The 25,664-nt window shown below is 45.1% G+C and carries 19 protein-coding genes and 1 other annotated feature; of the genes, 13 read left to right on the top strand and 6 right to left on the bottom strand.

Annotated features, from left to right (window positions below):
- The first annotated feature begins 43 nt into the window (after positions 1 to 43).
- From QNH15_RS17760 to murC, 3 genes are all read left to right on the top strand, one after another.
- Positions 44 to 2,890 (top strand): DNA translocase FtsK, encoded by a 2,847-nt coding sequence (locus tag QNH15_RS17760; RefSeq protein WP_283889536.1) that lies wholly within the window; start codon positions 44 to 46, stop codon positions 2,888 to 2,890.
- A gap of 471 nt (positions 2,891 to 3,361) precedes the next feature.
- Complete coding sequence (locus tag QNH15_RS17755; protein WP_283889535.1) at positions 3,362 to 4,459, top strand: nicotinate phosphoribosyltransferase; 1,098 nt, start codon at positions 3,362 to 3,364, stop codon at positions 4,457 to 4,459.
- A 185-nt stretch (positions 4,460 to 4,644) separates the two neighbouring features.
- Entirely contained in the window at positions 4,645 to 5,973 is a 1,329-nt protein-coding gene (gene murC / locus QNH15_RS17750; protein WP_283889534.1) for a UDP-N-acetylmuramate--L-alanine ligase, read from the top strand.
- A gap of 87 nt (positions 5,974 to 6,060) precedes the next feature.
- Here murC and QNH15_RS17745 read toward each other — a convergent pair whose 3' ends face one another.
- On the bottom strand, positions 6,061 to 7,173 hold the full coding sequence (locus tag QNH15_RS17745) for an aminopeptidase (RefSeq protein ID WP_061972461.1): 1,113 nt from the start codon (positions 7,171 to 7,173) through the stop codon (positions 6,061 to 6,063).
- A gap of 191 nt (positions 7,174 to 7,364) precedes the next feature.
- Here QNH15_RS17745 and QNH15_RS17740 point away from each other — a divergent pair, with 191 nt between their 5' ends.
- From QNH15_RS17740 to QNH15_RS17710, 7 genes are all read left to right on the top strand, one after another.
- Positions 7,365 to 7,823 (top strand): DUF948 domain-containing protein, encoded by a 459-nt coding sequence (locus QNH15_RS17740; RefSeq protein WP_061972462.1) that lies wholly within the window; start codon positions 7,365 to 7,367, stop codon positions 7,821 to 7,823.
- A gap of 14 nt (positions 7,824 to 7,837) precedes the next feature.
- Positions 7,838 to 8,269 carry a YtxH domain-containing protein gene (locus QNH15_RS17735; RefSeq protein ID WP_283889533.1) on the top strand — a complete coding sequence of 144 codons (432 nt, stop codon included), beginning with the start codon at positions 7,838 to 7,840 and terminating at the stop codon, positions 8,267 to 8,269.
- An 87-nt stretch (positions 8,270 to 8,356) separates the two neighbouring features.
- Complete coding sequence (ytxJ, locus tag QNH15_RS17730) at positions 8,357 to 8,683, top strand: bacillithiol system redox-active protein YtxJ (RefSeq protein WP_283889532.1); 327 nt, start codon at positions 8,357 to 8,359, stop codon at positions 8,681 to 8,683.
- A gap of 295 nt (positions 8,684 to 8,978) precedes the next feature.
- Positions 8,979 to 10,040 (top strand): bifunctional 3-deoxy-7-phosphoheptulonate synthase/chorismate mutase, encoded by a 1,062-nt coding sequence (locus QNH15_RS17725; protein WP_283889531.1) that lies wholly within the window; start codon positions 8,979 to 8,981, stop codon positions 10,038 to 10,040.
- A 291-nt stretch (positions 10,041 to 10,331) separates the two neighbouring features.
- Complete coding sequence (locus QNH15_RS17720; RefSeq protein ID WP_347343352.1) at positions 10,332 to 12,248, top strand: LTA synthase family protein; 1,917 nt, start codon at positions 10,332 to 10,334, stop codon at positions 12,246 to 12,248.
- A 219-nt stretch (positions 12,249 to 12,467) separates the two neighbouring features.
- The gene (gene ccpA / locus QNH15_RS17715; RefSeq protein ID WP_283889530.1) at positions 12,468 to 13,478 is read left to right on the top strand and encodes a catabolite control protein A; all 1,011 of its coding nucleotides are present in this window, start codon (positions 12,468 to 12,470) and stop codon (positions 13,476 to 13,478) included.
- A gap of 22 nt (positions 13,479 to 13,500) precedes the next feature.
- A complete protein-coding gene (locus QNH15_RS17710) occupies positions 13,501 to 14,202 on the top strand; it encodes a 5'-methylthioadenosine/adenosylhomocysteine nucleosidase (RefSeq protein WP_283889529.1) in 702 nt (233 codons plus the stop codon).
- Between the two features lie 30 nt (positions 14,203 to 14,232).
- Here QNH15_RS17710 and QNH15_RS17705 read toward each other — a convergent pair whose 3' ends face one another.
- From QNH15_RS17705 to QNH15_RS17695, 3 genes are read right to left on the bottom strand one after another with little or no spacing between them, the layout of a single operon-like run.
- Entirely contained in the window at positions 14,233 to 15,393 is a 1,161-nt protein-coding gene (locus tag QNH15_RS17705; RefSeq protein WP_283889528.1) for an acetoin utilization protein AcuC, read from the bottom strand.
- Positions 15,390 to 16,037, bottom strand: coding sequence for an acetoin utilization AcuB family protein (locus QNH15_RS17700; protein WP_283889527.1), 648 nt, complete (start codon positions 16,035 to 16,037; stop codon positions 15,390 to 15,392). The genes QNH15_RS17705 and QNH15_RS17700 overlap by 4 nt, the downstream gene beginning before the upstream one ends.
- Positions 16,038 to 16,092: 55 nt before the next feature.
- On the bottom strand, positions 16,093 to 16,725 hold the full coding sequence (locus tag QNH15_RS17695) for a GNAT family N-acetyltransferase (protein ID WP_283889526.1): 633 nt from the start codon (positions 16,723 to 16,725) through the stop codon (positions 16,093 to 16,095).
- A gap of 170 nt (positions 16,726 to 16,895) precedes the next feature.
- Between QNH15_RS17695 and acsA the strand changes: the two genes are divergently transcribed.
- Positions 16,896 to 18,611, top strand: a complete 1,716-nt coding sequence (gene acsA, locus QNH15_RS17690; protein WP_283889525.1) for an acetate--CoA ligase — start codon at positions 16,896 to 16,898, stop codon at positions 18,609 to 18,611.
- A 29-nt stretch (positions 18,612 to 18,640) separates the two neighbouring features.
- Here the strand turns inward: acsA and QNH15_RS17685 are convergent, their stop codons facing one another.
- Entirely contained in the window at positions 18,641 to 21,523 is a 2,883-nt protein-coding gene (locus QNH15_RS17685) for a transglycosylase domain-containing protein (protein WP_283889524.1), read from the bottom strand.
- 142 nt (positions 21,524 to 21,665) lie between these two features.
- Positions 21,666 to 21,879 (top strand) — a binding site (T-box leader).
- A gap of 58 nt (positions 21,880 to 21,937) precedes the next feature.
- Between QNH15_RS17685 and tyrS the strand changes: the two genes are divergently transcribed.
- Complete coding sequence (gene tyrS, locus QNH15_RS17680; RefSeq protein WP_283889523.1) at positions 21,938 to 23,197, top strand: tyrosine--tRNA ligase; 1,260 nt, start codon at positions 21,938 to 21,940, stop codon at positions 23,195 to 23,197.
- 285 nt (positions 23,198 to 23,482) lie between these two features.
- Here the strand turns inward: tyrS and rpsD are convergent, their stop codons facing one another.
- Positions 23,483 to 24,085: a 30S ribosomal protein S4 gene (rpsD, locus tag QNH15_RS17675; RefSeq protein ID WP_061972474.1), complete on the bottom strand. Its 603-nt coding sequence runs from the start codon at positions 24,083 to 24,085 to the stop codon at positions 23,483 to 23,485.
- Between the two features lie 352 nt (positions 24,086 to 24,437).
- On the opposite strand from rpsD, the gene megL reads away from it, so the two are divergent.
- Complete coding sequence (gene megL, locus QNH15_RS17670) at positions 24,438 to 25,643, top strand: methionine gamma-lyase (protein ID WP_283889522.1); 1,206 nt, start codon at positions 24,438 to 24,440, stop codon at positions 25,641 to 25,643.
- Positions 25,644 to 25,664: the final 21 nt, after the last annotated feature.

Raw genomic sequence — 25,664 nt, 5'->3', positions numbered from 1 at the left:
CTACAATATAAAGACAGACCCAGAGAAAAAGAAGGTGAAGGCAATGTCGTGGTTTAAAAAATTGATGAATTTAATGTTTGATGATGAACCTTCTGAGACAGAAGAAACAATAGATCCAGCCCTACATAAAAATGAGAAAACAGAACCCGTAAAAGGACGTACAGTCGGCCGGTTTCAGAACCATCAAAACAGCTCTGCAGCCAGAATGGTCAGCCGCTATCCGGTAGAAGGGAAATTTCGATTCCCGTTGATTGATGATCAAGAAGAGATTGGAAGACATACCCCGGCAAGAAAACAAAGCTATGCGAAAAAACAAACAGGTAGAGAAGGACAAGAGACAGCGAGATACACACGGGAGCGTCAGAAAGAAAACCTGTCCAAGGAAGAGCCAGCAAAGCCACTTCTTAAAGAAGAGAAAACACAACCCTTTAAGCCTTCCGAAATCCCATCACCCATTTATGGGTTTGGCAGCCGAAATGGAACCAATCAAGTTGGATCTGGACAAGCTGGTGAAAACCGGTATAGCGAACAAGATTCTAACAGCAAGTTTCGGCCTTCGGAAATTCCATCTCCTGTTTATGGATTTGGCGGCCGTGACAAAAATGGGCCAAGTCCTTCAAAGAAAACGGAGGAACGTCCAAAGGGAGGCTTCATGCCTTCTCAGGTCCCATCACCGATCTATGGTTATGGTGAACGGAAACCAGATACGATTGTCAATCCGGGATTGTGGAAGCTATCCGAAATTCAGAAAAAAAAGATGCCGGATCCGGCCTTGATGGAAGAACTGCTAAAAGAACCTGTATCAGGCAAAGAACCCGTCATTCTGAGTGAAGAAGAAGGCAGAAACCTTTCTGTAGCGCAAGAAAAAATGGAAGATCCCATTGCGGTACCTATTCCCCAGATGCAAATGAAGAAGGAGCCTGTGCTTCTCATTGATGAATTCAGAAAAGAAACCATTGAGCCGGCACAAGCAGAATTGCTGCCGGAACCACAGCTGGAACTGCCTGCTGAACCATCTGAAGCACGCGGGAATGAGCTTCATGTGGCTCAACTCCCTGATGATGAAGTGATTTTTGAGTTGCCGCCTGAAAGGGTGGACCTTAAAGAACCTGAAGACGAACAAATCGAACAAGTACAAGTTGTTGCAGAAGTTGAAGAGCCAACAGCTTTGGAGCCGGAAGAAGAGGAAGCGTCTGCGGTTAAGAATCGTACCGTGACCGATCAGGAAGATGCAATCTTAACAGCAGAACCTGCTCTGCAGGAACCGTCATTAAAAGAAGAAGTTATTACCCGCCGGGAGCCTGAGAAAAAACCAGGAGGCTCTTACATTCCTTTTAATGTACTGATGCTCAAAAAAGACCGGAAAAGCACTGCCAATCATACGGGTGACAAAAAGACGCCATCTCCTGTGGAATCAAAAGCAACAGTAAACGAGGTTGCTCCGATTTCGGCAGAGGAGGCTGATCTTTCTTTTCCGCCGCTCGAGTTACTTCAGAATCCCCCGGTACAGGAGGAGGATGATAGTCTTTGGATGGAAGAACAAAGAGATCTGCTCCAGCTGACACTCGATAACTTTAATGTTAATGCCAAAGTAGTCAACATGACAAAAGGGCCGTCGGTTACCCGTCTCGAAGTACAACCGGCACCTGGAGTAAAAGTGAATAAGATAACCAATTTAAGTGACGATATTAAGCTGAGTTTATCAGCAAAGGATATACGAATCGAAGCACCCATCCCGGGGAAAAACACAATCGGCATCGAAGTGCCCAACCTATACAGCCAGCCTGTTTTCTTACGGGAGATTCTTCAGAGCGAGGAATTCCGCAACAGCAGTTCACCACTTACCGTTGCGCTGGGATTGGATTTATCCGGTGATCCGATTGTGACCGACCTGCAAAAAATGCCTCATGGGTTGATCGCAGGAGCCACAGGCTCCGGAAAAAGTGTATGTATCAATTCCATTTTGGTTTCATTGATGTACAAAGCATCTCCGGAAGATGTACGCCTGCTTCTTGTTGATCCGAAAATGGTGGAATTGGCTCCGTACAATGCCATTCCTCATTTGGTTACACCGGTCATTACCGATCCTAAGGAAGCGACTACGGCTTTGAAATGGACAGTCGAGGAAATGGAGCGAAGGTATGAAGCCTTTGCAAGAGATGGCGTGCGTGACATTAAGCGGTTTAACGACAAAATGAAACGCGAACAGCTGTATGCCAACAAAATGCCATATATCGTTGTGGTCATCGATGAACTTGCAGACCTGATGATGGTATCGCCGCAGGACGTGGAAGAAGCCATTTGCCGGATTGCCCAAAAAGCTAGAGCATGTGGCATTCATTTGCTGGTGGCAACCCAGCGGCCTTCCGTGGACGTTATTACCGGTCTGATTAAAGCAAACATCCCGACAAGGACAGCCTTTGCTGTTTCTTCTGCGGTCGATTCCCGTACGATTATCGACATGAGCGGTGCGGAACGCCTGCTCGGCAGAGGCGATATGCTGTTTCTTGAAAATGGATCAAGCAAGGCAGTCCGTATTCAGGGGAATTTTGTATCGGATGATGAAATCGAACGGGTTACTGCGTTTGTCAAAGAGCAGCATTCAACCAATTACTTATTCAGCAGAGAAGAATTGATCCAGTCCAATCAAACGGTTGAACAAGAAGATGACCTGTTTGAAGAAGCCTGCTATTACGTACTCGATATGGGCGCTGCATCTTCCTCAAGCATCCAACGACGTTTCAGGGTTGGTTACAACCGAGCTGCGCGTCTTGTAGAAATGATGGAGGCATTCGGACTTGTTTCCGAAGCCATGGGCTCAAAGCCCCGTACAGTTCTCATGACCAATGAAGAATTTCAAAGCAAGCTTTACAGCGAAGCAGAAGTATAAAGCAGTTGATTGGAGTGTGAGGTGCGAGACTCCTCGAAAATAAACTTCACATTTTCTTTGTGCGATGTGTTGCTGCCGAAGCCTTCCTTGTCCTGCAGGAAATGCGGGACAGGTGAGATTAGGTAGGTGCTTGCACCGGTAAAGGAGGTGCAAGCACCGGTAAAGGAGGCGCAAGCCCCGGTAGGCTCTGCGCCCGCCCTGCGAAAGTAGGCGTTTACGCCGGTAAAAGCGAGCAACCTGAAGACGGAAATCAACCCTCCAAGTAGAATTAGACAGTTCATTGCCTGGCCATGGAGCCAGGCAATGGGTTGTCTTTTTTTTTGTGCAAAAGATTTTGAAGTGCCCGCTGTTTCACTTTCTCTTGTTTTCTGAAGAGTACTTCTATATGATAGTTAAGGATGAGTCCAAAGGGCCCATTTTAAATGACAGAAAGAAACCATGAATTTCTTGACCAGGTGATGAGGAGTTTATATGAAAGAAATAGAATTAAAGCTGCAGGGTAAAATCAAACGCTTGACCAATCTAACATTCAAATTTGATGAAAGGGCAGGCGATGGCTGGTTTTCAGCTGTTTATTTTCTGAAAACGTGTGAAATCGTAAAAAAATTCAAACCTGACAATATAGTAACCATGCAATTCTTCCAAAAAGACGATGCCGTACTTTGCGGAACAGACGAAGCAATTGCCTTAATCAAGACATTTGCTAAAAATGCGGATGATCTGGAGATTCACTCGTTGAAAGATGGAGACAAAATCTCTCCATTTGAAACCGTCTTTACCATTAAAGGCCCTTATCAAAATTTTGGCTTTTTGGAAGGAATGCTTGATGGCATTTTGGCCAGAAGAACGTCAGTGGCAACGAATGTTTATAATGTTGTCAAAGCGGCGAGTATTTCTGGTGTCCAAAAGCCGGTCATCTTTATGGGTGACCGGGACGATCACTTTGCCCAGCAGGCAGGTGATGGTTATGCGGCTTATATCGGCGGCTCTACCGCACAGGCTACCCATGCGATGAATGAATGGTGGGGCAAACAGGGGATGGGCACGATGCCGCACGCCTTGCTCCAGATGTTTAATGGAGAAATTGTTGAAGCGACGAGGGCGTATCATGAGACGTATCCTGAAGACGAACTAATGGCACTGGTGGACTACAATAATGACACTATCACCGATGCCCTTAAAGTGGCCAGAGAATTTGGAGATGTTTTAAAAGGAGTCAGAGTGGATACCTCAAGGACGATGGTTGACCAATACTTCTTCCGTAATCCAGAGGTGCTCGGCAGCTTCGACCCCCGTGGTGCGAATCCTGAGCTTATTTTTGCGTTGCGTAAAGCTCTCGACCAGGAAGGGTTTGGGCATGTGAAAATCGTCGTCAGCGGCGGTTTTACCGAGGAGCGGATCACCGATTATGAAAAACGCGGTGTACCTGTTGATATTTATGGAGTAGGCAGCAATCTTCTTAAAATTAACATCGGGTTTACCGGAGACAATGTAATGATGAACGGAAATCATCAAGCCAAAGCGGGACGGGTCTACAGACCAAATGCACGTCTCGAAAAAGTAGAATAGTGGTGGTTATCCGGAAGTAATGGAGTTAGACTTCATTTTTTGCTATAATGGAAAAATGAGTCGGTGCAGCTTGCTCGATTATCACTCTATCGCAGCAGGCATATACTAACAGAAAATAGGCCTTGAAAAGTGGGTTGCCTAAAAAGGTGATTCTTGAGAAGGTTTTTGATTGTGGAGGTCTTTACATGACACATTATCACTTTGTGGGAATCAAAGGTACAGGGATGAGTGCCTTGGCACAAATACTTCATGACATGAAGCATGAAGTTCAAGGATCGGATGTTGAAAAGTATTTCTTTACCCAGCAGGCTCTAGACGAGCGCGGGATTACAATACTGCCATTTGATAAGAATAACATTAAACAGGGCCAGACCATCATTGCTGGAAACGCGTTTCCAGATGACAATGAAGAGCTGGTAGCAGCGCGTGAACTTGGCCTGCCGATTTACCGTTATCATCATTTTCTTGGTGACTTTGTGAAGAAGTATACCGGAGTTGCGGTGACAGGTTCTCACGGAAAAACATCAACAACAGGACTGCTTGCCCATGTAATTGGCGGAGCAGAGCCAACTTCGTTCTTGATCGGAGACGGGACCGGACGAGGAGTGGCAGACAGCAAGTATTTTGTATTTGAAGCATGCGAATACCGCCGTCACTTCCTTTCTTATGAGCCTGCGTATGGAATTATGACGAATATTGATTTTGATCACCCTGACTATTTTAAAGATATTGACGATGTAATCAGCGCATTTCAGCAAATGGCGATGCAGGTTACAAAAGGAATCATCGCATGCGGTGATGATCAATATCTTCAGCAAATCCATGCAAATGTACCTGTCGTATTTTACGGACTTGGAGATCATAATGATTTTCAGGCGTCGAACATTCAACGGGACGAGAACGGGACTACATTTGATGTATTTGTAAGAAATACGTTCTACCACACGTTTACGATCACAGGATACGGAACACACAACATTCTTAATGCTCTGGCCGTTATCGCCCTTTGTCATTACGAAAATGTAGATGTGGTCGTTATTGCCGATCGTTTAAAAACGTTTGGCGGAGTTAAACGGCGTTACTCTGAAAAGCCATTCGGAGACCAGGTGCTGATTGATGACTATGCTCATCATCCAACTGAAATCAGTGCAACCATTGAAGCGACCAAATACAAGTATAAAAATCGCGATGTGGTCGCTATTTTTCAGCCCCATACCTTCACAAGGACGAAAACGTTCCTTCATGAATTCGGGGAGAGCTTAAGAAAAGCTGATTATGTTTATTTATGCGATATTTTTGGATCGGCACGTGAAAATGCCGGCAGTCTTTCCATTGAGGACCTGCAGAAACAAATTCCAAATGCAGTGCTGTTGAGCGAAGAAGAAGTAGGGATTCTCGAACAGCATAAAGATGGAATTCTTTTGTTCATGGGAGCGGGGGACATTCAAAAATTTCAAAAATCCTATGAACAGACCGTGGAAGGTCATCAAGGGAAAAGCACACAAATTGGATAGAAGCAAAAAAGGAGGCTCAAAATGAGTCTCCTTTTCAATAAGGTCTAAAAGAAAAAAACGCCGGGTGCGAACCAGCGTTTTTTGGTTTTATTTAAGGTTTTCAGGATTAAGCACGTTAAGTTCAGGAAGAACGAAACGACCGTCTTTACGGATAAGAACATCATCAAAATAGATTTCCCCGCCGCCGTAATCCGGCCGCTGAATCATGACCATATCCCAGTGAATGTTGGACTCATTGCCGTTGTAGGCTTCTTCGTACGCCTGTCCCGGTGTAAAGTGGAAGCTTCCGTCAATTTTTTCATCAAACAGAATGTCTTTCATCGGGTGCTGGATATAAGGGTTAACGCCAATCGCAAACTCACCAATATATCGGGACCCTTCATCGGTATCAAAAATTTTGTTGATTCGTTCGGAATCGTTGGCTGTTGCGTTTACAATTTTCCCATTTTCAAATGTCAGGGACACATTTTCAAATGTAAAGCCCTGATAAGGAGATGGTGTGTTATAGGTGATGGTTCCGTTTATGGAATCTCTGACAGGAGCTGTGTATACTTCACCATCCGGGATGTTCGCTTCTCCTGCACATCGTACAGCAGGTATATCTTTAATGGAGAAGGTAAGATCAGTTCCTGGTCCCTTCAAATGGACCTTATCCGTGCGGTTCATCAAATCTTCAAGAGATTTCATGGCTTCATTCATCTTGCTGTAGTCAAGGTTACACACCTGGAAATAGAAATCTTCAAACGCTTCGGTGCTCATGCTGGCAAGCTGTGCCATGGCTGCATTCGGATAACGAAGAACAACCCATTTTGTTTTCTTGATGCGAATTTCACGGTGCATGGCAAGTACCGTTTTTTCATATAATGCCATCTGTTCACTTGGAACATCGGACAATTCATTAATATTGTCGCCTGAACGAAGTCCGATATAGGCATCCATTTGAGCCATCAGGTCACCTTCATGCTTGGCGATGATTTTCATCTGTTCTTCTGAAGCGTTCATGTACTGCTGGCGCATAACGGAATGGTCTTTCAGCAATACGAACGGAAAACCACCGGCAGCATAAGCTTCCTGCACGAGTGCATTCACAAGCTCTTTTTGAAAGCCAAAGTTTTCAATCAGAACTTTTTCTCCTTTTTGAAGATTAACTGAATATGTAATTAAGTTTTTAGCCAATTGCTGGATACGTGGATCTCTCACTGCAATTTCCCCCTTCTATATGGTGAATAAGCCTAACGTATTTATTCTAACGTAATTTAAATAATTTGTAATCTTCTAACCCTTGTCCTTAGCAGGAATTCTGAAAATAGTATAGAATATAGCATACATGTTTAGTTTTATTGGCATAGGGTAATTTTAAAAGCATCTAACTCAGGAGGTGTCGTGGAAACATGAACATACTTATACCCATCAGTGTACTCATCATTGCCCTAGCTTTTGTCGTCCTAGTAATCTTCTTGGCACGTACGCTAAAATCACTTACAGTAACGCTTGATAACGTGGCTAAGACTGTAGACGGCCTTGAAACTCAATTGAATGGTGTTACATCAGAGACGGCTCAATTGCTTCACAAAACCAACAAATTGGCAGAAGATGTACAAACGAAAGCTGCTTCATTGAACACTGTGTTCTCAGCAGTGCAGGATCTTGGCAGTTCCATTCATAATGTCAACGAATCTGTACGCAAGGTCACAGAGAAAATCACAACAGGTGCTGAACGGCAGTCAGAAAATATTTCCCAGGCGGTTCAATGGGGAAATGTAGCCATCAACTTGTGGGAAAAGTGGAAAATCAAGAAAGCCGGCGTTGATTCTACGCAGCAAACATCCCAAAGAAGACAATATCAATAAAGGAGGAGTTTAGAATGAGTAACGAAAACAATAATCAAAACATCAACAGTAAAGATTTTATTATTGGAGCTCTAGTTGGCGGAATTGTAGGTGCAGCCTCCGCCCTCCTCATGGCGCCCAAAAGCGGCAAAGAATTGAGAAATAATCTTTCTGATCAAGCAGGTACGATCAGGGACAAAAGCACAGAATGGTCTTCAATGGCAAAAGACAAATCCTCTAATATTGCCCGCACAGTTTCTGAACAGTCCAATCAAGTAGCCGGCAAAGTGAAAGAACTTTCGACCAGCATCCGCCGTGATTTGAACAATTGGAGAAACAAAGGACAGGAGGTTCTCGATGAGAGCGCTGATGCGTATGGTGAAATTACTACTCAAGTGGAAGAAGAAGCCACACGCCAGCCGGATCCTCTTGCAACGGAAGATGATTTGGTAAAAAATAAGTATTGATTACACAAAATCAGATGAAGATAAACGAAGAAGCATCCTTCTTCGTTTTTTCATGGATTTTATGATTCACCCAGGGAGGAATTACATATGTCACTTATTAAACTTTCAACTTCAGAGGAATTTAAACAGGCAGTAAGTGAAAATGAAAAATTGTTTTTATTAAAGAACAGCACAACATGCCCAATCAGCCATGCTGCTTTTCAGGAATACCAAAATTTTGCCGCAGAGCAGGATAAGCCCATTTTTTATTTGAACGTTCAGGAAGCCCGTCCGCTGTCTAATGAAATTGCCGAAAATTTCGGGGTAAAGCACGAATCACCTCAAGCCCTTCTTTTTGAAAAAGGTGAGGTGAAGTGGGATGCATCTCATTATTCCATTACCTACTCATCGCTCAGTGAGCAGTTGGGCAAATAATCGCTTTTATAGCTCTTTTCTTAAGCTTACATTGTTGCTTTTTGAGTAGATGATTTCCTGTTCCAGGATGCTCGCTTTCACCGGCGTAAACACCTGCTTTCGCAGGGCACCCTGCACTCCAATCAACTGATCGATGATGAAACTTAAAAGAATCTTCTCTTGACAACAATCTTTTAGTTAAACCCCGGGGCGACTCGGGGTTTTTTTATCGGTGGAGACGGTTTTCAAACGAAGGTCATAGGATTATAATGAAATTGCATGACCCAATTTGTTTACAGAGCAGAGGAGAGATTAGATGAGACAGAATACGTTAGATGAGCTGAGAGACCAGTTGGAGGATCTGGATTTGCAGTTGATCGATCTTGTGAATCAACGAGAGATCCTGCTTCAAAAGAATAAGGATTTACGGCCGGAAAGGGCAGATAAGGTGCTTGAACGAATGAATCTCCATTCAAAAGGTGCATTAAGCAAGGAAACTCTGATCGGCTTGTTCAAGCTGCTGGACCAGATTGGACCGGCCGGGAAGCCTGCTAAATTACCCGAACTTCTCGTATCACGAAAAAACAAACCGGAAAATACCGTCGTAACTGTTGCTGGAAAAGAAATTGGCGGTGGACAACCACAATTGGTTGCCGGCCCGTGTGCTGTGGAAAGTGCAGAGCAAGTGGACGCGGCAGCCGGGGCAGTCAAGGCCCAGGGCTTGCATTTTTTGCGGGGCGGTGCGTTTAAACCAAGAACATCGCCATATGATTTTCAGGGGCTCGGTGAAGAAGGCTTGCGGTTATTAAAGCAGGCAGGCAACCGACACGGGCTAGCTGTGATCAGTGAGATTGTGGATCCGAGAGATCTTGAAATGGCTGCCGGCTATCTGGATATGATTCAGATTGGTGCCAGAAACATGCAAAACTTCGAGCTGCTGAAAGAAGCAGGGAGGACAAGAAAACCGATTTTACTAAAAAGAGGACTTGCCGCTACGATCGATGAGTTTATTCATGCCGCAGAATACATTATGGTCCACGGTAATGATCAAATCATTCTTTGTGAACGCGGTATTCGAACGTATGAAAAAGCAACCAGAAATACGCTTGATATCACCGCCGTGCCTCTTCTAAAGCAAGAAACCCATCTTCCGGTGATGGTGGATGTGACCCATTCAACGGGAAGAAAGGATTTGCTGGTGCCCGCAGCCAAAGCCGCTTTGGCCATCGGAGCTGATGGCGTGATGGCCGAGGTCCATCCTAACCCGAAGCAGGCATTATCGGATGCTTCCCAGCAAATGAACTTTACGGAATTTGAACACTTTGTCAATGAGCTCGAAAAGAGCGGTTTATATAAACATAATAAAGTAATGGTATAAGGATAAAGCCCTCTGTTAAATGGGGGCTTTTCTTTTATATGGATGGCCAAGAATATTAAGGAAATGTCTTTTGTGCAATTTGGAGGATAATGAAGCATAATATAGGGATTTAAAGAATGACCTGTATGAGTTGTACACTGGTAGTTACAAAAGAAAATACATAAAAGAATCACGATAAGAGGTTTTTTACTTCCTCATTGAACTCCGTATAATGGGTAGGGTGAACCTGAAACACTGCAAATGGGTCAATTTGTAGCAGGGTCCTTTTCTTTTTTTTGAGGAGGGAAATGAATGATGAATAAACTTGAACAACAAACGAACATACAAAATTCAACTAAACGATCTTTAAGCTTTTTTCTGCTGGCGGTTATCCTTCTTTGGGTAAAATCGTACATCGCCTTCAGGGTTGGATTGAACCTTGATCTTGAGAATGTGATGCAAGAGATCATCCTGGTGATTACACCGCTCAGTTCCGCATTGTTTTTCCTGGGGCTAAGTTTGTTTGCTCCGGCAAAGAGCAGGAACAAAGCGTTGCTTACGATTCATTTTATAATGTCCTTTATTTTATACGCCAATATTGTGTACCACCGGTTCTTTGATGACTTCATTACAATACCGGTCCTGTTTCAATTTAAAAACTTTGGCGATCTCGGCGGAAGTGCACAAAGCCTGATGCATCCGCTTGATATTTTATATTTTTTGGACTTTCTACTGTTATTGACCATTGTATTAACCAAGAAAATAAAACCTGTGGAAAAATTGAAAAAGAAAACCATTGGTCTTGTTTTTATTTCAGCATTCAGCATCTTTTTGGCGAACCTTGGGATGGCGGAAATTCAGCGTCCCGAGCTGCTGACCCGTACATTTGACCGGGCCATTCTGGTTAAGCTGATGGGTGTTTATAACTATCATGTATATGACGCGGTATTGAACACCAAGTCGTCTACACAGCGTGCATTAGCAGACAGTAATGATTTGGCTGAAGTGAAGAACTATTCGGATTCGCAATACAAAAAACCGGATCCAAAAATGTTTGGGGCGGCCAAGGGTAAAAACGTGATTCTTGTATCCATGGAATCCACCCAGAACTTTTTGATCAACAAGAAAATCAACGGTCAGGAAGTTACACCTTTCTTGAATGACCTGACCAAGAAAAGTTATTACTTTGATAATTTTTATCACAATACTGGACAGGGCAAAACGTCCGATGCGGAGTTTTTGATTGATAACTCGCTGTACGGACTGCCTGGAGGATCTGTATATTCAACGAAAGCGCAAAATAAATTTCATGCCACACCGGAGATCGTGAAACAAAAAGGCTATAACCCGGTTGTGTTCCATGCCAACAACAAAAGTTTCTGGAACCGTGACATGATGTACAACACGCTAGGATATAACAAGTTTTACTCTAAGCCTTACTATAATGTGAACGATGAGAACTCGGTAAACTACGGCCTGAAGGATAAGGAATTTTTCAAGCAGTCCATGCCGATGCTTGAGAATTTGAAACAGCCGTTTTACAGCAAGTTCATCACGCTGACCAACCATCACCCGTTCATCTTGAACAATGAACAGGAGAAGAGCATCCAGCCGGCTGATACCGGTGATCCTACAGTAGATAATTACTTTGTAACTGCGCGCTATCAGGATGAAGCCTTGAAGCAATTCTTCCAGCAGTTGAAAGCTTCAGGACTCTATGACAATTCTGTCATTATCCTGTACGGTGACCACTACGGAATCTCCGAGAACCATAATAAAGCAATGAGCAAAATCCTGGGCAAGGAAGTAACACCATATGAACACCTTAAGCTTCAGGAAACACCTTTGTTCATTCATGTGCCCGGGCAAAAAGGTAAAGTAATGCATACCATCGGGGGAGAAATTGATTTGAAGCCAACGATTCTGCATCTGCTTGGCATTAAAACGAAAGGTGACATCCAGTTTGGATCTGACCTCTTTTCTCCGGACCGTGACGAATTTACAGTTCAGAGAGATGGCAGTGCCATAACGAAAGACTATGTCTATGCAGGTGAAAAAGAGAAATGCTACAGACAGTCTGATGGGCAGGAGGTAGCGAATAAACTCTGTAAGCCTGCAAAAGAAAAGGCAGCCAAAGATCTAAACCTCTCTGATAAAGTGGTGTATGGTGACTTGCTTCGCTTCTTTAAAGATGGAAAAATTGTTAATCAGCAAGAATCAAACAAATAAGAGAAAGCCGGCTGAAATCAGCCGGCTTTTTCCTGTTTTGAATGGACTTTTAAGGATTGGAGAAAACTAAACAAAGAAAGTTGGAAAATGTTCACTTTTATACAGTGGAATATGGCAGTTGTACGGGCTTTTCGTTGCCTAACAGCAGTCCTTTACTGTATGATAGCAATAACATTACATAACCTGTCTGGATTGTGGAATTAAAGGAGGATTACTAAATTGAATACAACAATTTATGATGTGGCCCGTGAAGCAGGCGTCTCAATGGCAACTGTTTCCCGTGTCGTTAATGGAAACCCAAATGTGAAACCATCTACAAGGAAAAAGGTGCTTGAAGCGATTGAACGCCTAGGGTACCGACCAAACGCGGTGGCAAGGGGGCTTGCCAGTAAAAAGACAACAACCGTCGGCGTGATTATCCCCGATATCGCGAGCATCTTTTTTGCAGAACTTGCGAGGGGTATTGAAGATATCGCGACCATGTATAAATACAATATTATCTTGTGTAATTCTGACCAGAACAAAGATAAAGAAATTCATCTTTTAAATACATTGCTCGGAAAGCAAGTGGATGGCATCGTCTTTATGGGAGGTAAAATTACAGATGAGCATGTGGAAGAATTTAAAAAATCTCCCGTGCCGATTGTAATGGCGGCAACCGTTGATATGAACAATGAAATCCCGTCAGTTAATATCGATTATCAGCAGGCTGTGTATGATGCGGTTGAGCATCTGTTAAAATCAGGCCATGACTCAGTCGCGATGGTAACCGGCCCGCTGGAGGATCCCATCAACGGCTATCACAAGTTCACAGGCTTCCGTAAAGCAATGGAGGATGCCGGGAAAAAGGTGGATGAAAAACAGATTTTTGTCGGCGATTACACGTATGATTCTGGAATTGAAGCCGTGGAAACCTTCCTTGAAAGCGGAAATATGCCTACAGCCATTTTTGTAGGGACAGATGAAATGGCGCTGGGAGTTATTCATGGCGCACAGGATAAAGGAATCACAGTTCCTGGGGATCTTGAAGTGATCGGCTTTGATAATACACGACTGGCTACGATGGTAAGACCAACCCTTTCAACTGTGGTACAGCCTATGTATGATATCGGAGCGGTTGCGATGCGTCTATTGACAAAGCTCATGAACAAAGAAAAAGTCGAGGAGAACACCGTTGTGCTTCCTCACCGTATTCAATTCAGAAATACAACAAAGAACAACGAACAATAGACGCTACAGAGGTGGGAGAGTTTTGAGAATCGGCATTATTGGAGCGATGGATGAAGAAATCCATTATATGAAACAGGCTCTTGATATTTATGGGGAAAACAATTATGCGAAAACCACCTTCTATGAAGGAACCTACGCCAACAAAGAAGTCGTCCTTTGCAAGTCGGGTGTGGGAAAAGTGAATGCGGCAGTCGTGACACAGCTTTTGGTGGACCGGTTTAACGTGACACATATCATGTTTACCGGCGTCGCAGGGGCCTTGCACCCTGAGCTTGAAATTGGAGATATTGTGATTTCAACAAGTGCCATGCAGCATGATATCGATGCCTCCGCATTAAGTTCGGATTTTCCGCAAGGAACCATTCCCATGTTTAGGTATGAGTCGGATTTTGCGGCAGACCCAAGCCTTGTGGATCTGGCGGAAAAAGCAGCAGCAAAGGTATCCGGAGTTTCTGTCAGAAAGGGAAGGATCCTAAGCGGGGATCAGTTTATTGCAAGCCGCACACTTGTGGAAAAGTATTATCAGCTTTTTGACGGTGCGTGCATTGAAATGGAAGGCTCCGCTGTTGCACAGACTGCTTTTTTAAATGACGTTCCCTTTGTCGTGATCCGTTCGATCTCGGACAAGGCCAATGGCGAAGCAGCTGTCAACTTTACTGAGTTTACAAAGCATGCGGCGAAGCGGTCTTCTGACATGGTAGAAGAGATGCTGAAAGCCATTTAATAAATTGGAAAGACCTGATGCATGTTTGCGTCAGGTCTTTTTTCTGCTGTCCCGGATATGGTGTAATGCCTTGCTTAAGGTCAGGCTGTTTTTTTCCATGATTTCAGGTTTTCGGGGAATCGGTTTATACAAGCCGGGCGGGTCTTCCCATGTAAGCGGCAGGGTGACTGGAGCTGCTTTTTGCCACTTTTCAATCCATTCCATGGGAAGTGATCCTTCCAAATCCATGTCGTTCATCGCCAGCCAGATTTCAGACCAGGCGCGTGGAACGACCCTCCAGATATCATAACCACCGCCGCCGGTGGCGATCCACTTTCCGCCGCAAAACCGGTCGGCCGCTTCCTTTGCGATCCTGGGGATGGCATGATAGGATTTCATCGTTACCGACAGGTGGGTCAATGGATCGTAATAGTGGGCATCTGCACCATTCTGAGACAGAATGACATCAGGCTTGAAAAAGGATGCCACTTCATGGACCGCCGTTTCATACAATTCAAGCCATGATTCATCTTCTGTAAAGGCATCCACGGGGAGGTTAAAGGAGTAGCCGTAACCGTCGCTTTGACCCTTCTCCGTGACGTTTCCGGTGCCCGGAAACAGATACCGGCCAGTCTCATGTATTGAAAGGGTACAGACATCCGGATCTTCATAAAAGGACCATTGCACCCCGTCTCCATGATGAGCATCCGTATCAATATAAAGCACTCTCGCACCGTACTTCTTTTTCAAATAAGCAATGGCTACAGCGCTGTCATTGTAAACACAAAAACCGGAAGCTTTTCCGCGAAATCCGTGATGAAGTCCCCCGCTTGCATTAAATCCATACGTTGCTTTGCCTTCCATCACCATCTCAGCAGCTGTCAGGGTCGCACCCACTATCCACGCGCTTGCTTCATGCATGCCGGAAAAAATCGGGGTATCCTCAGTCCCAAGTCCGTAATTTTCTGCTGCAGCTCCTTTTAAGGTCCCATCCCCGGCTTTTTTTACGGCTTCGATATAAGCTGTATCATGGATGAGTGCGAGCTCTTCATCGGTTGCCATTCGGGGCTGTACGATTTGGCTCTCATTCAGTGCATCAGACATGCGCAGCAGATCATAGGTCAGCTTGACGCGCAATTGGTTGAAGGGATGCCCTTCATTGAATTTGTAACGCAGCAGGTCATCGGAATAAACAAAAACAGGCTTTTTCATTGTCCCACTTCCGGTTCCTGCGGCCAAATGACGTCATAACCATTCTGCCTTAATTCTGAAGCAATTCGGTAAGGATTCATCGTTCCAATGCGCAGGACAAGGATTTTTTGGCTGTCGTCCTGCTTGCTCGGATAGACAAGCACACTATTGATATTGATTTTAAATTTCTTGATCAGCGAGGCAACATCTGCCAGCTGTCCGGCTATGTTTTCAACTTTAACTTCCAGATGGGAGCTCGGCTGATGGGCACCGGTCAATTGGATCAATGTGTACAGCATGTCCCGTTCTGTAATGACCCCCACCAGTTTTTCATGCTCAAGCACAGGGATACAGCCGATTTGATGCTCATAAAAAACACTGAGAAGATCTTCTGCAAAATCAAGGGGATGGGCGGTAATCACATCCCTTACCATGATCTCCGATATCGGCCGTTCCAACTTGTCCGCATGATCGGCTGCATCAAAGATGGAAGGGCAGGCATCCCTGAGGTCACGGTCGGAAATGATCCCTGCCAATGATCCATCCTCGACAATAATGGGCAGGTGTCTGATCCGGTGTTTTTTAAGCGTAAGCAGGGCCTCCACAATGGTTGTTTCGGGCCGTGCGGTAACGGGCTTTTTATTCATCATATCCTGAACAATCATCTTTATTTCCCCTTTCTGCGGCTTTCTGGAACGCTATGTCTTTGGGTAGGAATAGTTAATACATGAAACGGTTCTGAAACCGAATCCGGTCAAACTGCTGGACGGACTCCATCGAAACCCGGCTGCCGAATCTGACCATTAAGCAGTTTGCAGGGTGGGAACTGATCTCGGGATCATCCGTTGCCATATATTCCAAACCGCCGGCGTTCATCATTTTTTCCATGACTTTTCGGTAATCCCACACCGATAAACCGGTGCCTTTTAAATCCCAATGCCAGTAATACTCCGTCGTAATAATAATATAATCTTCCATGCTGTCATCCATCATGGACACCCTTAACAGGCTTTTCCCTATTTTATAGTTCCGGTAATCAGAAATGACTTCGATCGCTCCAAGCTCAAGAAGATTTTCCATATTGCCATGTGACCATCGTTCCATTGGATCAGGATAAACGTATGTAACGTAACCGATGATGGTATCCTTTGTTCTGGCAATAATAATCCTTCCTTCATCAAGGCCGGCGATTTCGATAAGAGCTTCATGCTGCTGAGGTGAGGGCCTGAACGCTTTTAGTCCGGCATGAAATTCGTAACCGGCCAGATGTTCCGGCGAGATGGGACCCTCAATAATAACCTTGCCTGAAGGTGTATCAACAGCAAGGCAATTGTAAGTTTTAATATGATTCATGTATACACCACCCAAGTAAAAATTCATCTACTTCCATTATACATAACAAAAAAGATTTGTAAGGGATTTCAAGTCAGTCAGATTTGACATTTCTAATAAATTTAAATATTTTGAACCTATATGATATACTTAGTATGTATATATTTATTGGCATAGGAGGAGATTGACAGATGAAGGTGGAAGCGCTTCCTAGTATCAAAGGTAATTTTAATCTGGAAGATTATCAAACAGCATATGATGCATTTGACTGGACCGAAGTTGAAAAAGAATTCTCCTGGTATGAAACGGGGCGAGTCAATCTGGCCTATGAAGCAGTGGACAGGCATGCGGAAGGGAACAGAAAAAATAAAGTCGCTCTTTATTTTTCTGATCAAAAAAGAGATGAAAAATACACATTCCGCGATTTGAAGGAAATGTCCAACCGGGCAGGGAATATGCTCCGTCAGCTTGATGTTGAAAAAGGGGACAGGGTGTTTATTTTTATGCCTCGTTCTCCCGAGCTGTACTTTGCACTTTTGGGTGCGGTAAAAGTTGGAGCGATCGTTGGCCCGTTGTTTGAAGCATTCATGGAGGGGGCTGTCAGGGACCGCTTGGAAGACAGTGAGGCAAAAGTGCTCATTACCACTCCTCAGCTCCTGGAGCGTGTACCTGTAAGCGAACTGCCTCATCTCAAGCATGTTGTTCTTGTAGGGGAGGATGTGAAAGAAGAGGGGCCGTATGTCGACTTTTTCAGCAGAATGGAAAAAGCGGACAAGCATCTTGATATCGAATGGGTAGACCGCGAAGACGGTTTAATCCTTCACTATACCTCCGGATCTACCGGAAAACCAAAGGGCGTATTGCATGTTCATAATGCCATGATTCAGCATTACCAGACAGCCAAATGGGTGCTCGACTTGAAAGATTCCGATGTATACTGGTGCACCGCCGATCCAGGCTGGGTGACCGGAACATCCTACGGTATTTTCGGTCCATGGCTCAACGGGGCATCCAATGTGATTCGCGGCGGCCGCTTCAGTCCGGAAGATTGGTACGGCACGATCGAAAAATATGGTGTAACCGTCTGGTATAGTGCACCAACGGCTTTCCGTATGCTGATGGGAGCAGGAGATGAGGTCGTGAAGCGTTTTGATCTTTCCTCGCTGCGCCATGTACTGAGCGTCGGTGAACCGCTCAATGCTGAAGTTGTACGTTGGGGAATGAAGGTCTTCAGTCTTAGAATTCATGATAACTGGTGGATGACGGAAACAGGAGCCCAGCTGATCAGTAACTATCCGGCAGTGGAAATTAAACCTGGCTCCATGGGGAAACCATTCCCTGGCATACAAGCGGCCATTATCGACGACCAGGATAACGTGCTTCCGCCAAACCGAATGGGGAATCTGGCCATTAAGAAAGGCTGGCCTTCCATGATGAGGGCCATCTGGAATAATCCGCAAAAGTATGAATCTTATTTTACACCTGGCGGCTGGTATGTTTCCGGAGACTCGGCTTATATGGACGAGGAAGGATACTTCTGGTTCCAGGGAAGAATCGATGATGTGATTATGACGTCCGGTGAACGGGTAGGTCCGTTTGAAGTGGAAAGCAAGCTCGTCGAACATCCGGCGGTTTCAGAAGCGGGTGTTATCGGAAAACCCGATCCAGTGCGCGGTGAAGTGATCAAGGCGTTTATTGCACTAAGGGAAGGATATTCACCAAGCGATGAACTGATTGAAGAGATCCGTTCATTTGTAAAATCCGGCCTTGCTGCCCATTCAGCGCCAAGAGAAATTGAATTCCGTGACAAACTGCCTAAAACAAGAAGCGGTAAAATTATGAGACGCGTATTGAAAGCATGGGAGCTCGACCTTCCGACTGGCGACCTGTCCACGATGGAAGACTAAAAGAAAAGAAGATATGAAAAACCCCTCGATCAATTCGAGGGGTTTTCTGTTTCCTTTTTATCGGTATTCTGTTCATCAGATGGTTTCTTTGGCGTATCGGATGGTTTTTCTTCGGTTGGTTTCTTTTCCTTTGGTTTCTCTTTCTCGGGCTCTTCTTTTGTATCTTTTTTGGATTCCTTTTTAGAATCTTCCTTTTTTTTGTCTTTATCGGTGGATTCCTGTTTTTTCGTACCGTAGGTGACTTTTTCCGACGGAGACGATTCCTTGCCTGCAATGTCCACTGCGGTGACATAGAGTACACCTGAAGGGGCAGACAGGGAGGTCTGGTCTGATGTCACGCTATCAATCTTCTTAAAGGATCCACTGGTGCCGGAAGCCTGATAGATGCGGTAACCGATCACATCGCTCTCACCTGAGGACGACCAGGATAGCTTACCGTCTTTAACGGATATTCCGCTGACCGTACCAGGCGCTTTGCCGTTTTCCGGCAAGCTTTTGTCAGGGAGGAGATCTCCGGCATCTACGCCGGCAGCTTCTTTCAAATCCACACCATTAAATAATTCCTCATCGACCATTACACCATTTTTCGTAAACTCTTTTGGTGTAGAATCAGACGCCTTGTATTTTTTGCCGTTCGCAATGACATAAAGGCCGGTATCCAAACTGTTGTCTTTTGAATTAGGCGCATATTTCACATTAAATAAATCGGTTGTGACCAATCCGGCTTTTCGGCAAAGATCAGATGGAAGCTTTCCGGAAATGCCGCATATTTCTTTTCTTACGATACCAGACGGCATGCTGAACCGCTCTTTAGGAGCAATCAGTGAAGGCGCGTATTTATAGGCATCATTCGCAAAAGCCGCCCACAAGGTCTGGCTGATATGCTGTTGTCCGGCCGGAAGGGCATCCGGCTTGTCATAGCCATGCCAAACACCAAGAGTTACGTTAGGGTTGGTGGCAACGAACCAGGAATCCTTCGCTGATGATGTGGTTCCTGTCTTTCCTGCCCAGTCGGCAGAAAAATTCAGTCTGCCTGGAATACTCGCTGCTGTTCCGCCCGGTTTCAATACATCTCTCATCATATCAAGGATCAGATAAGAAGTCTGTGGAGAATAAGCAGTGACCGGTTTAACTTTGTGCTGATATACGACTTTCCCGTTTTTTCCTACGATCTTATTGATCAGGTATGCATCCACGAACTTCCCTTGATTCGCGAAGGTGGCGAAAGCATTTGTGTTTTCTTCAACCGTTACCCCGTGGGTAAGACCACCGATGGCAACTGACGGTGCGCTTTTATCTGCTTCCGCAATACTAGAGAATCCCATTTTTTCCAGGCGGTTGAACGCATCGGCGTGGTCAGCCATCAAGTAGCTTCTCAGTGCCGGGATATTATAGGATTTTGCAAGTGCAGTTCTGGCCGAAAGAAGACCATGGTACCGGTTATCATAGTTGTGCGGATTATATTTACCTATCGTCAAAGGTGTATCCGGAATAATGTAGCCCGGCTGCATTTTTCCTTCTTCAATGGCTGGCGCGTAAGCGAGAAGCGGCTTCATGGTTGATCCATTTTGGCGTAATGCCTGTGTCGCATGGTTCAACTGCTCACGGTTATAGTCGCGGCCGCCAACAAAGCTGAGAATCGCTCCCGTTTTATTTTCGATTAAAATGGATCCCACTTCCTGGGGCTGCTGGACATACACCCATTTTCCTTTGACATTTTTGACGCGTACCGTGTGAGGAGATCCAAAGAGATACTTGTTCTTTGCCGTTTTCTCCATTTCATCATAAATCTTTTTATTGATGGTGGTATAAATTTTCAAGCCTTTTTGGCGAAGCTGTACATAAGCGTTCTGGCGGTATTCGTCCTTTTCCTTCCGCTTCAGCTTGGAATAGTTTTTACCATCTTGTTTCGCAGCCTGTGCCGCTAAAATGGACGCTGAACGCCGTTCGACTTCCATGCTTAAATACGGATATTTTTCATAGGAATTATCTTTTTTCTTAGTAAAATGTTTTTTTACATCATACTTTATGGCTTTTTCATATTGGTCTGGTGTAATTTTTTCAGCAGTGAGCATCCGCTTGAGCACGATTTTCATACGGTTCGTTCCGGCGCTGATATCCTTTTTCACATCCCCGCTGTTCGTAAACGGAGAATACACAAATGGATTCTGCGGCATTCCGGCGAGAAACGCGGCTTGCGGAAGACTTAAATCCTTCGCATCCACACCAAAAACCCCTTGTGCAGCCGCCTGTATGCCCGCGACGTTGTGGCCGGATGAACTGCGTCCAAAAGGAACAATATTCAAGTATGCTTCGAGAATTTGCTCTTTCGTAAAAAAGTGTTCCAGACGGAGAGCCAGCAGAATTTCTTTTGCTTTCCGGTCGAAGGAGACTTCGTTGGTCAGGATTTGGTTCTTGATCAGCTGCTGGGTCAGCGTACTTCCTCCCGAGCGGTTAGCTGATCCGGTTACTTCCTGAATGACGGCACGTATGATGGCTTTTGGAACAACACCTTCGTGCTCGTAAAAATATTCATCTTCTGTTGAGATGACAGCATCTTTTACAAAAGGAGAGATGTTTTTTAACGATACCTCGTCGCGGTTCAGATCCGCCCGAAGGTTGCCCAGTTTTGATTTGTCATTAAAGTACATCATACTCGTCGTCGAGTAGTTGTAAATCTCTTCTTTCATGGTAGCTTCGGCCCTGACCGGCTCATTTTTTACAAGTGAAGCCAGAAAGCCTGCACCGGCTCCAGCTGCCAGACAGCCGCCAAGCAAGATCAAAACGACGATGATTAAAAATAAGTTCCATGTAAAAGTGTATGTTTTATCGGCGGCCTGGATAATTTTCTTCTCATTAAGGTAGGCGATGAAACGCCTCCATTTTTCCTTAATTACCTCTAGATGAGACATATGTAAATTCCCCCCTATTTGACTAATTATATCATATCCGTTGTCGTTTGAAGGGAGTGAGGGTACAATTTTGTCAATGAAAGAGGAATTGACATCGCCCTTCAGCTATGGTAAAAAGAAGAATATATGCTAATTGGATAAGTAAGAAGCGAAGATAGGAATGAGTAGTAACTGTCTCCCTGTTTCAGAAAGCTGGTGGCCGCTGCAAACCAGTACACAGACGGATTATGAAGTACACCCTGGAGCTTTCTTTGTGAACATACAGTAGCAAAGACCGGTTGAAAAGCCGTTAACCGATATGAGTGGAAGGATTTTTCCTTCAACAAGGGTGGTACCGCGATAATCACGTCCCTTATTCAGGGGGCGTTTTTTATTTGTCTTTTTTAATTGGATGCAATGAAAGGAGCAACATTAATGGGAATCTTGCAAGATTTGGAATACCGGAATCTGATCAACCAGATGACCGACCGAGAAGGTCTGGAAGAAAAACTGAACAGCGGAAAAACAGCATTTTACTGCGGGTTTGACCCGACAGCGGACAGTTTGCATGTCGGCCATCTTCTCGTAATTATGACAATGCGCCGCCTTCAGCAGGCAGGACACCAGCCTATTCCATTGGTGGGAGGCGCCACTGGGATGATTGGTGATCCGAGCGGAAAAAAAGCGGAGCGCACACTGAATGAATCCAGTGTCGTCGAGCAATGGAGCGAGCGCATCAAAGGCCAGCTTTCCAAGTTTTTGGATTTCGAAGCTGAGAACAATCCTGCGGAAATTGCCAATAACTATGAGTGGATTGGGAACATGGATGTAATTACCTTCCTTCGTGATGTGGGTAAATACTTCCCGCTGAACTATATGCTCGCGAAAGAATCGGTAGAATCCCGTTTGGAAGCAGGAATTTCCTTTACCGAGTTTACGTACATGATTCTGCAATCATATGATTTTCTGCAATTATACCGCCAGAAGGACTGCCGCCTTCAGCTGGGAGGAAGCGACCAGTGGGGGAACATTACTGCAGGGCTTGAACTGATCCGAAAAGCAGGGGAAGAAGAGAAGGCATTTGGCCTGACAATTCCGCTTGTTACAAAGAGTGATGGAACCAAGTTTGGTAAAACGGAAGGCGGAGCAATCTGGCTGGATCCGGAAAAAACCACTCCGTACGAGTTCTATCAGTTCTGGATCAACACGGATGACCGCGATGTCGTCAAATTCCTGAAATACTTCTCGTTCAAGAGTGAAGAAGAGATCGGGGCACTTGAGGAGCAGGTACAAAACGCTCCTGAAAAACGTGCGGCTCAAAAAGCGCTTGCCGAAGAACTGACAGCTCTCGTTCATGGGGATGCAGCCCTTGAACAAGCCATCAAAATTTCACAAGCTTTGTTCAGCGGCCAGCTTTCCGAGCTTTCCGGAGCTGAGATTGAACAAGGATTTAAAGATGTTCCATCCTTTGAAATGGAATCTAAAGAGGACATAGGACTCATCGATTTGCTTGTAGCAAGCAAGATTTCTCCTTCCAAACGGCAGGCGCGCGAGGATATCACAAACGGAGCGATCTCCATTAACGGCGAACGTTGCCAGGACCTTGAAAAAGTTGTTGGAGCAGACTCACGAATCGATGATCGATTTGTCGTCATCCGCCGTGGTAAGAAGAAGTACTTCCTGATCCGATACTAAATAGACGAAAACCGGCTCACCATTATGGTAAGCCGGTTTTTTTAAGACAAATCGTGATTCAAAAGATTGCTGCTTTCCAGAACATCTTTGTAAAAAATCTTCATTGCAAGTTGATTGGAGTGCAAGGTGCGAGACTCCTCGAAAATAGGCAGGTGTTTACGCCGGTACATAGGCGCTCGCACCGGTAAAAGCGAGCAGCCTGGAACGGAAATCAACCACTCCGAGAGGAACATCCCGTTTACAGTAAAAAAAAGCGTCCCGCATAAACGGAACGCTTTCTTAAACTTAACGAGAGTAGTACTCGACGATAAGTTGTTCTGAAATTTCAGCTGGCAATTCAGAACGCTCTGGCAAGCGAGTGAATGTACCTTCAAGTTTGTTTTCGTCAAAAGTCAAGAAGTCAGGAACGAAGTTGTTTACTTCGATTGCTTCTTTAACCGCGCTTAGGTTTTGAGACTTTTCACGGATTCCGATTACTGAACCAACTGCAACGCGGAATGATGGGATATCAACGCGCTTACCGTTTACAGTAACGTGTCCGTGGTTTACCAATTGACGAGCTGCACGGCGAGTGCGAGCAAGGCCAAGACGGTAAACGATGCTGTCCAAACGAGACTCAAGAAGGATCATGAAGTTTTCACCATGAATTCCTGCCATTTTGCCAGCGTCGTTGAAGATGCGGCGGAATTGGCGCTCGTTTACACCATACATATGACGAAGCTTTTGCTTCTCTTGAAGTTGTAAACCGTATTCAGAAAGTTTTTTACGTTGGTTAGGACCATGTTGTCCTGGAGCGTAAGGACGCTTTGCTAATTCTTTTCCAGTTCCGCTTAGGGAAATACCTAAACGACGGGAAATCTTCCATGATGAACCTGTATATCGAGCCATGAATGACTCCTCCTTCACGTGTTTTGTTTTTGTAAAACAAGAACAGTGACTGTTTTCTTTCCACCTGTTTATTTTGTTGGCCTATACCTTCACTTCAGCAGCCGTAGAAGCTACGTGATATACCATGCCAGGGAGGCATGTAACAAAATAACAGCAAGTGACGAACACAGTGCCGCTTTATTTTACACAAAGTCTAGTATATGTTTTTTTGGGCGCCAAGTCAAGGGATGTCTTCAAGAAAAGGATACATTGGCCGGAACCGATGAATACATTAGTAAGGAAGGGGAGGATTCACCTTTCTGAAGAAGAAGCTATTATAGTAAGCGCTTACAAACAGAGAAGGGGTGCATAGATGAAATCCAATTATTTTGAGACGCACGCGATTCATGCTGGATATGATGACAGGGAGCATAGCGGCAGTCTTTCCCCGCCCATCTTTCAAACTTCAACCTTTGTGTTTCCTGATGCAGAAACCGGAGAGCGGAGATTCGCCGGTACGGAGGAGGGCTACGTGTACTCCCGGCTGAAAAATCCGACGGTCCGCCAATTCGAAGAAAGAATGGCGGTGCTCGAAGGCGGTGAGAAAGCATTGGCGTTTGCTTCCGGGATGGCGGCAGTTTCTGCTGTTTTGCTGGGACTTGCGAAAACCGGAGAGCATATTCTTTGTTCAGAAGGAGTGTATGGCTGTACGTACGGACTCCTTCAATTCATGGAGGAGCGCCTGGGAATCAGTCATTCCTTTCTCTCCATGGAAAGCGCAGAAGAGCTCGATGCGGGAATCTTGTCAAATACATCACTGATTTATATTGAGTCTCCGATCAATCCGACGATGAAGCTGGTCGACCTGGAAATGGTGGTGACTATAGCAAAAGAAAAAGGAATTCCAGTCATTGTCGATAATACATTTTGTTCGCCGTACCTGCAGAGGCCGCTGGAGTTAGGTTGTGACCTTGTTGTTCACAGCGCGACCAAATATTTATGCGGCCACGGCGATGTGATAGGGGGTGTGGCTGTTGGCAGGCAAGAAGTGATGGAACAGATTGCCCACGCCGCACAAAAGGATATAGGCGGTATTATGTCTCCATTTGATGCATGGCTGCTTCTGAGAGGAATAAAGACGCTTCCGGTGCGGATGGACCGCCATTGTGATAATGCTGAACACATTGCGCTCCTGTTAAAACGGCATCCTTATGTTGATGGCATTTTTTATCCCGGTGATCCGGATTTTCCCCAGTATGATATTGCCTGTAAGCAAATGAAAAAGTCAGGGGGAATGATCAGTTTCAGAATTAAGGGAGGAAAAGAAGAAGCACAGCAGCTTGTGAACGAGCTGCAGCTTATTAAAATCGCCGTCAGCCTTGGTGATGCAGAAACATTGATTCAGCATCCGGCCACCATGACCCATTCGGGAGTCCCGGAGCACGAACGGGAGAACATGGGAATTCCCCAAAATCTGCTCCGCCTGTCTGTAGGGCTGGAAGCATGGCAGGACATCTGGGCTGATCTCGAGCAGGCACTGCATTCGCTCATGCAAAAAGAGGACCAGGTAGTATCCTAAAAAAAACGGCCCGGAATGATT

This window comes from Fictibacillus enclensis (assembly GCF_030123385.1).
GTDB classification, from domain to species: domain Bacteria; phylum Bacillota; class Bacilli; order Bacillales; family Fictibacillaceae; genus Fictibacillus_C; species Fictibacillus_C enclensis.
Note: the sequence above shows the minus strand (reverse complement) of the source record. Positions and strands in the feature narration are given on the sequence as shown.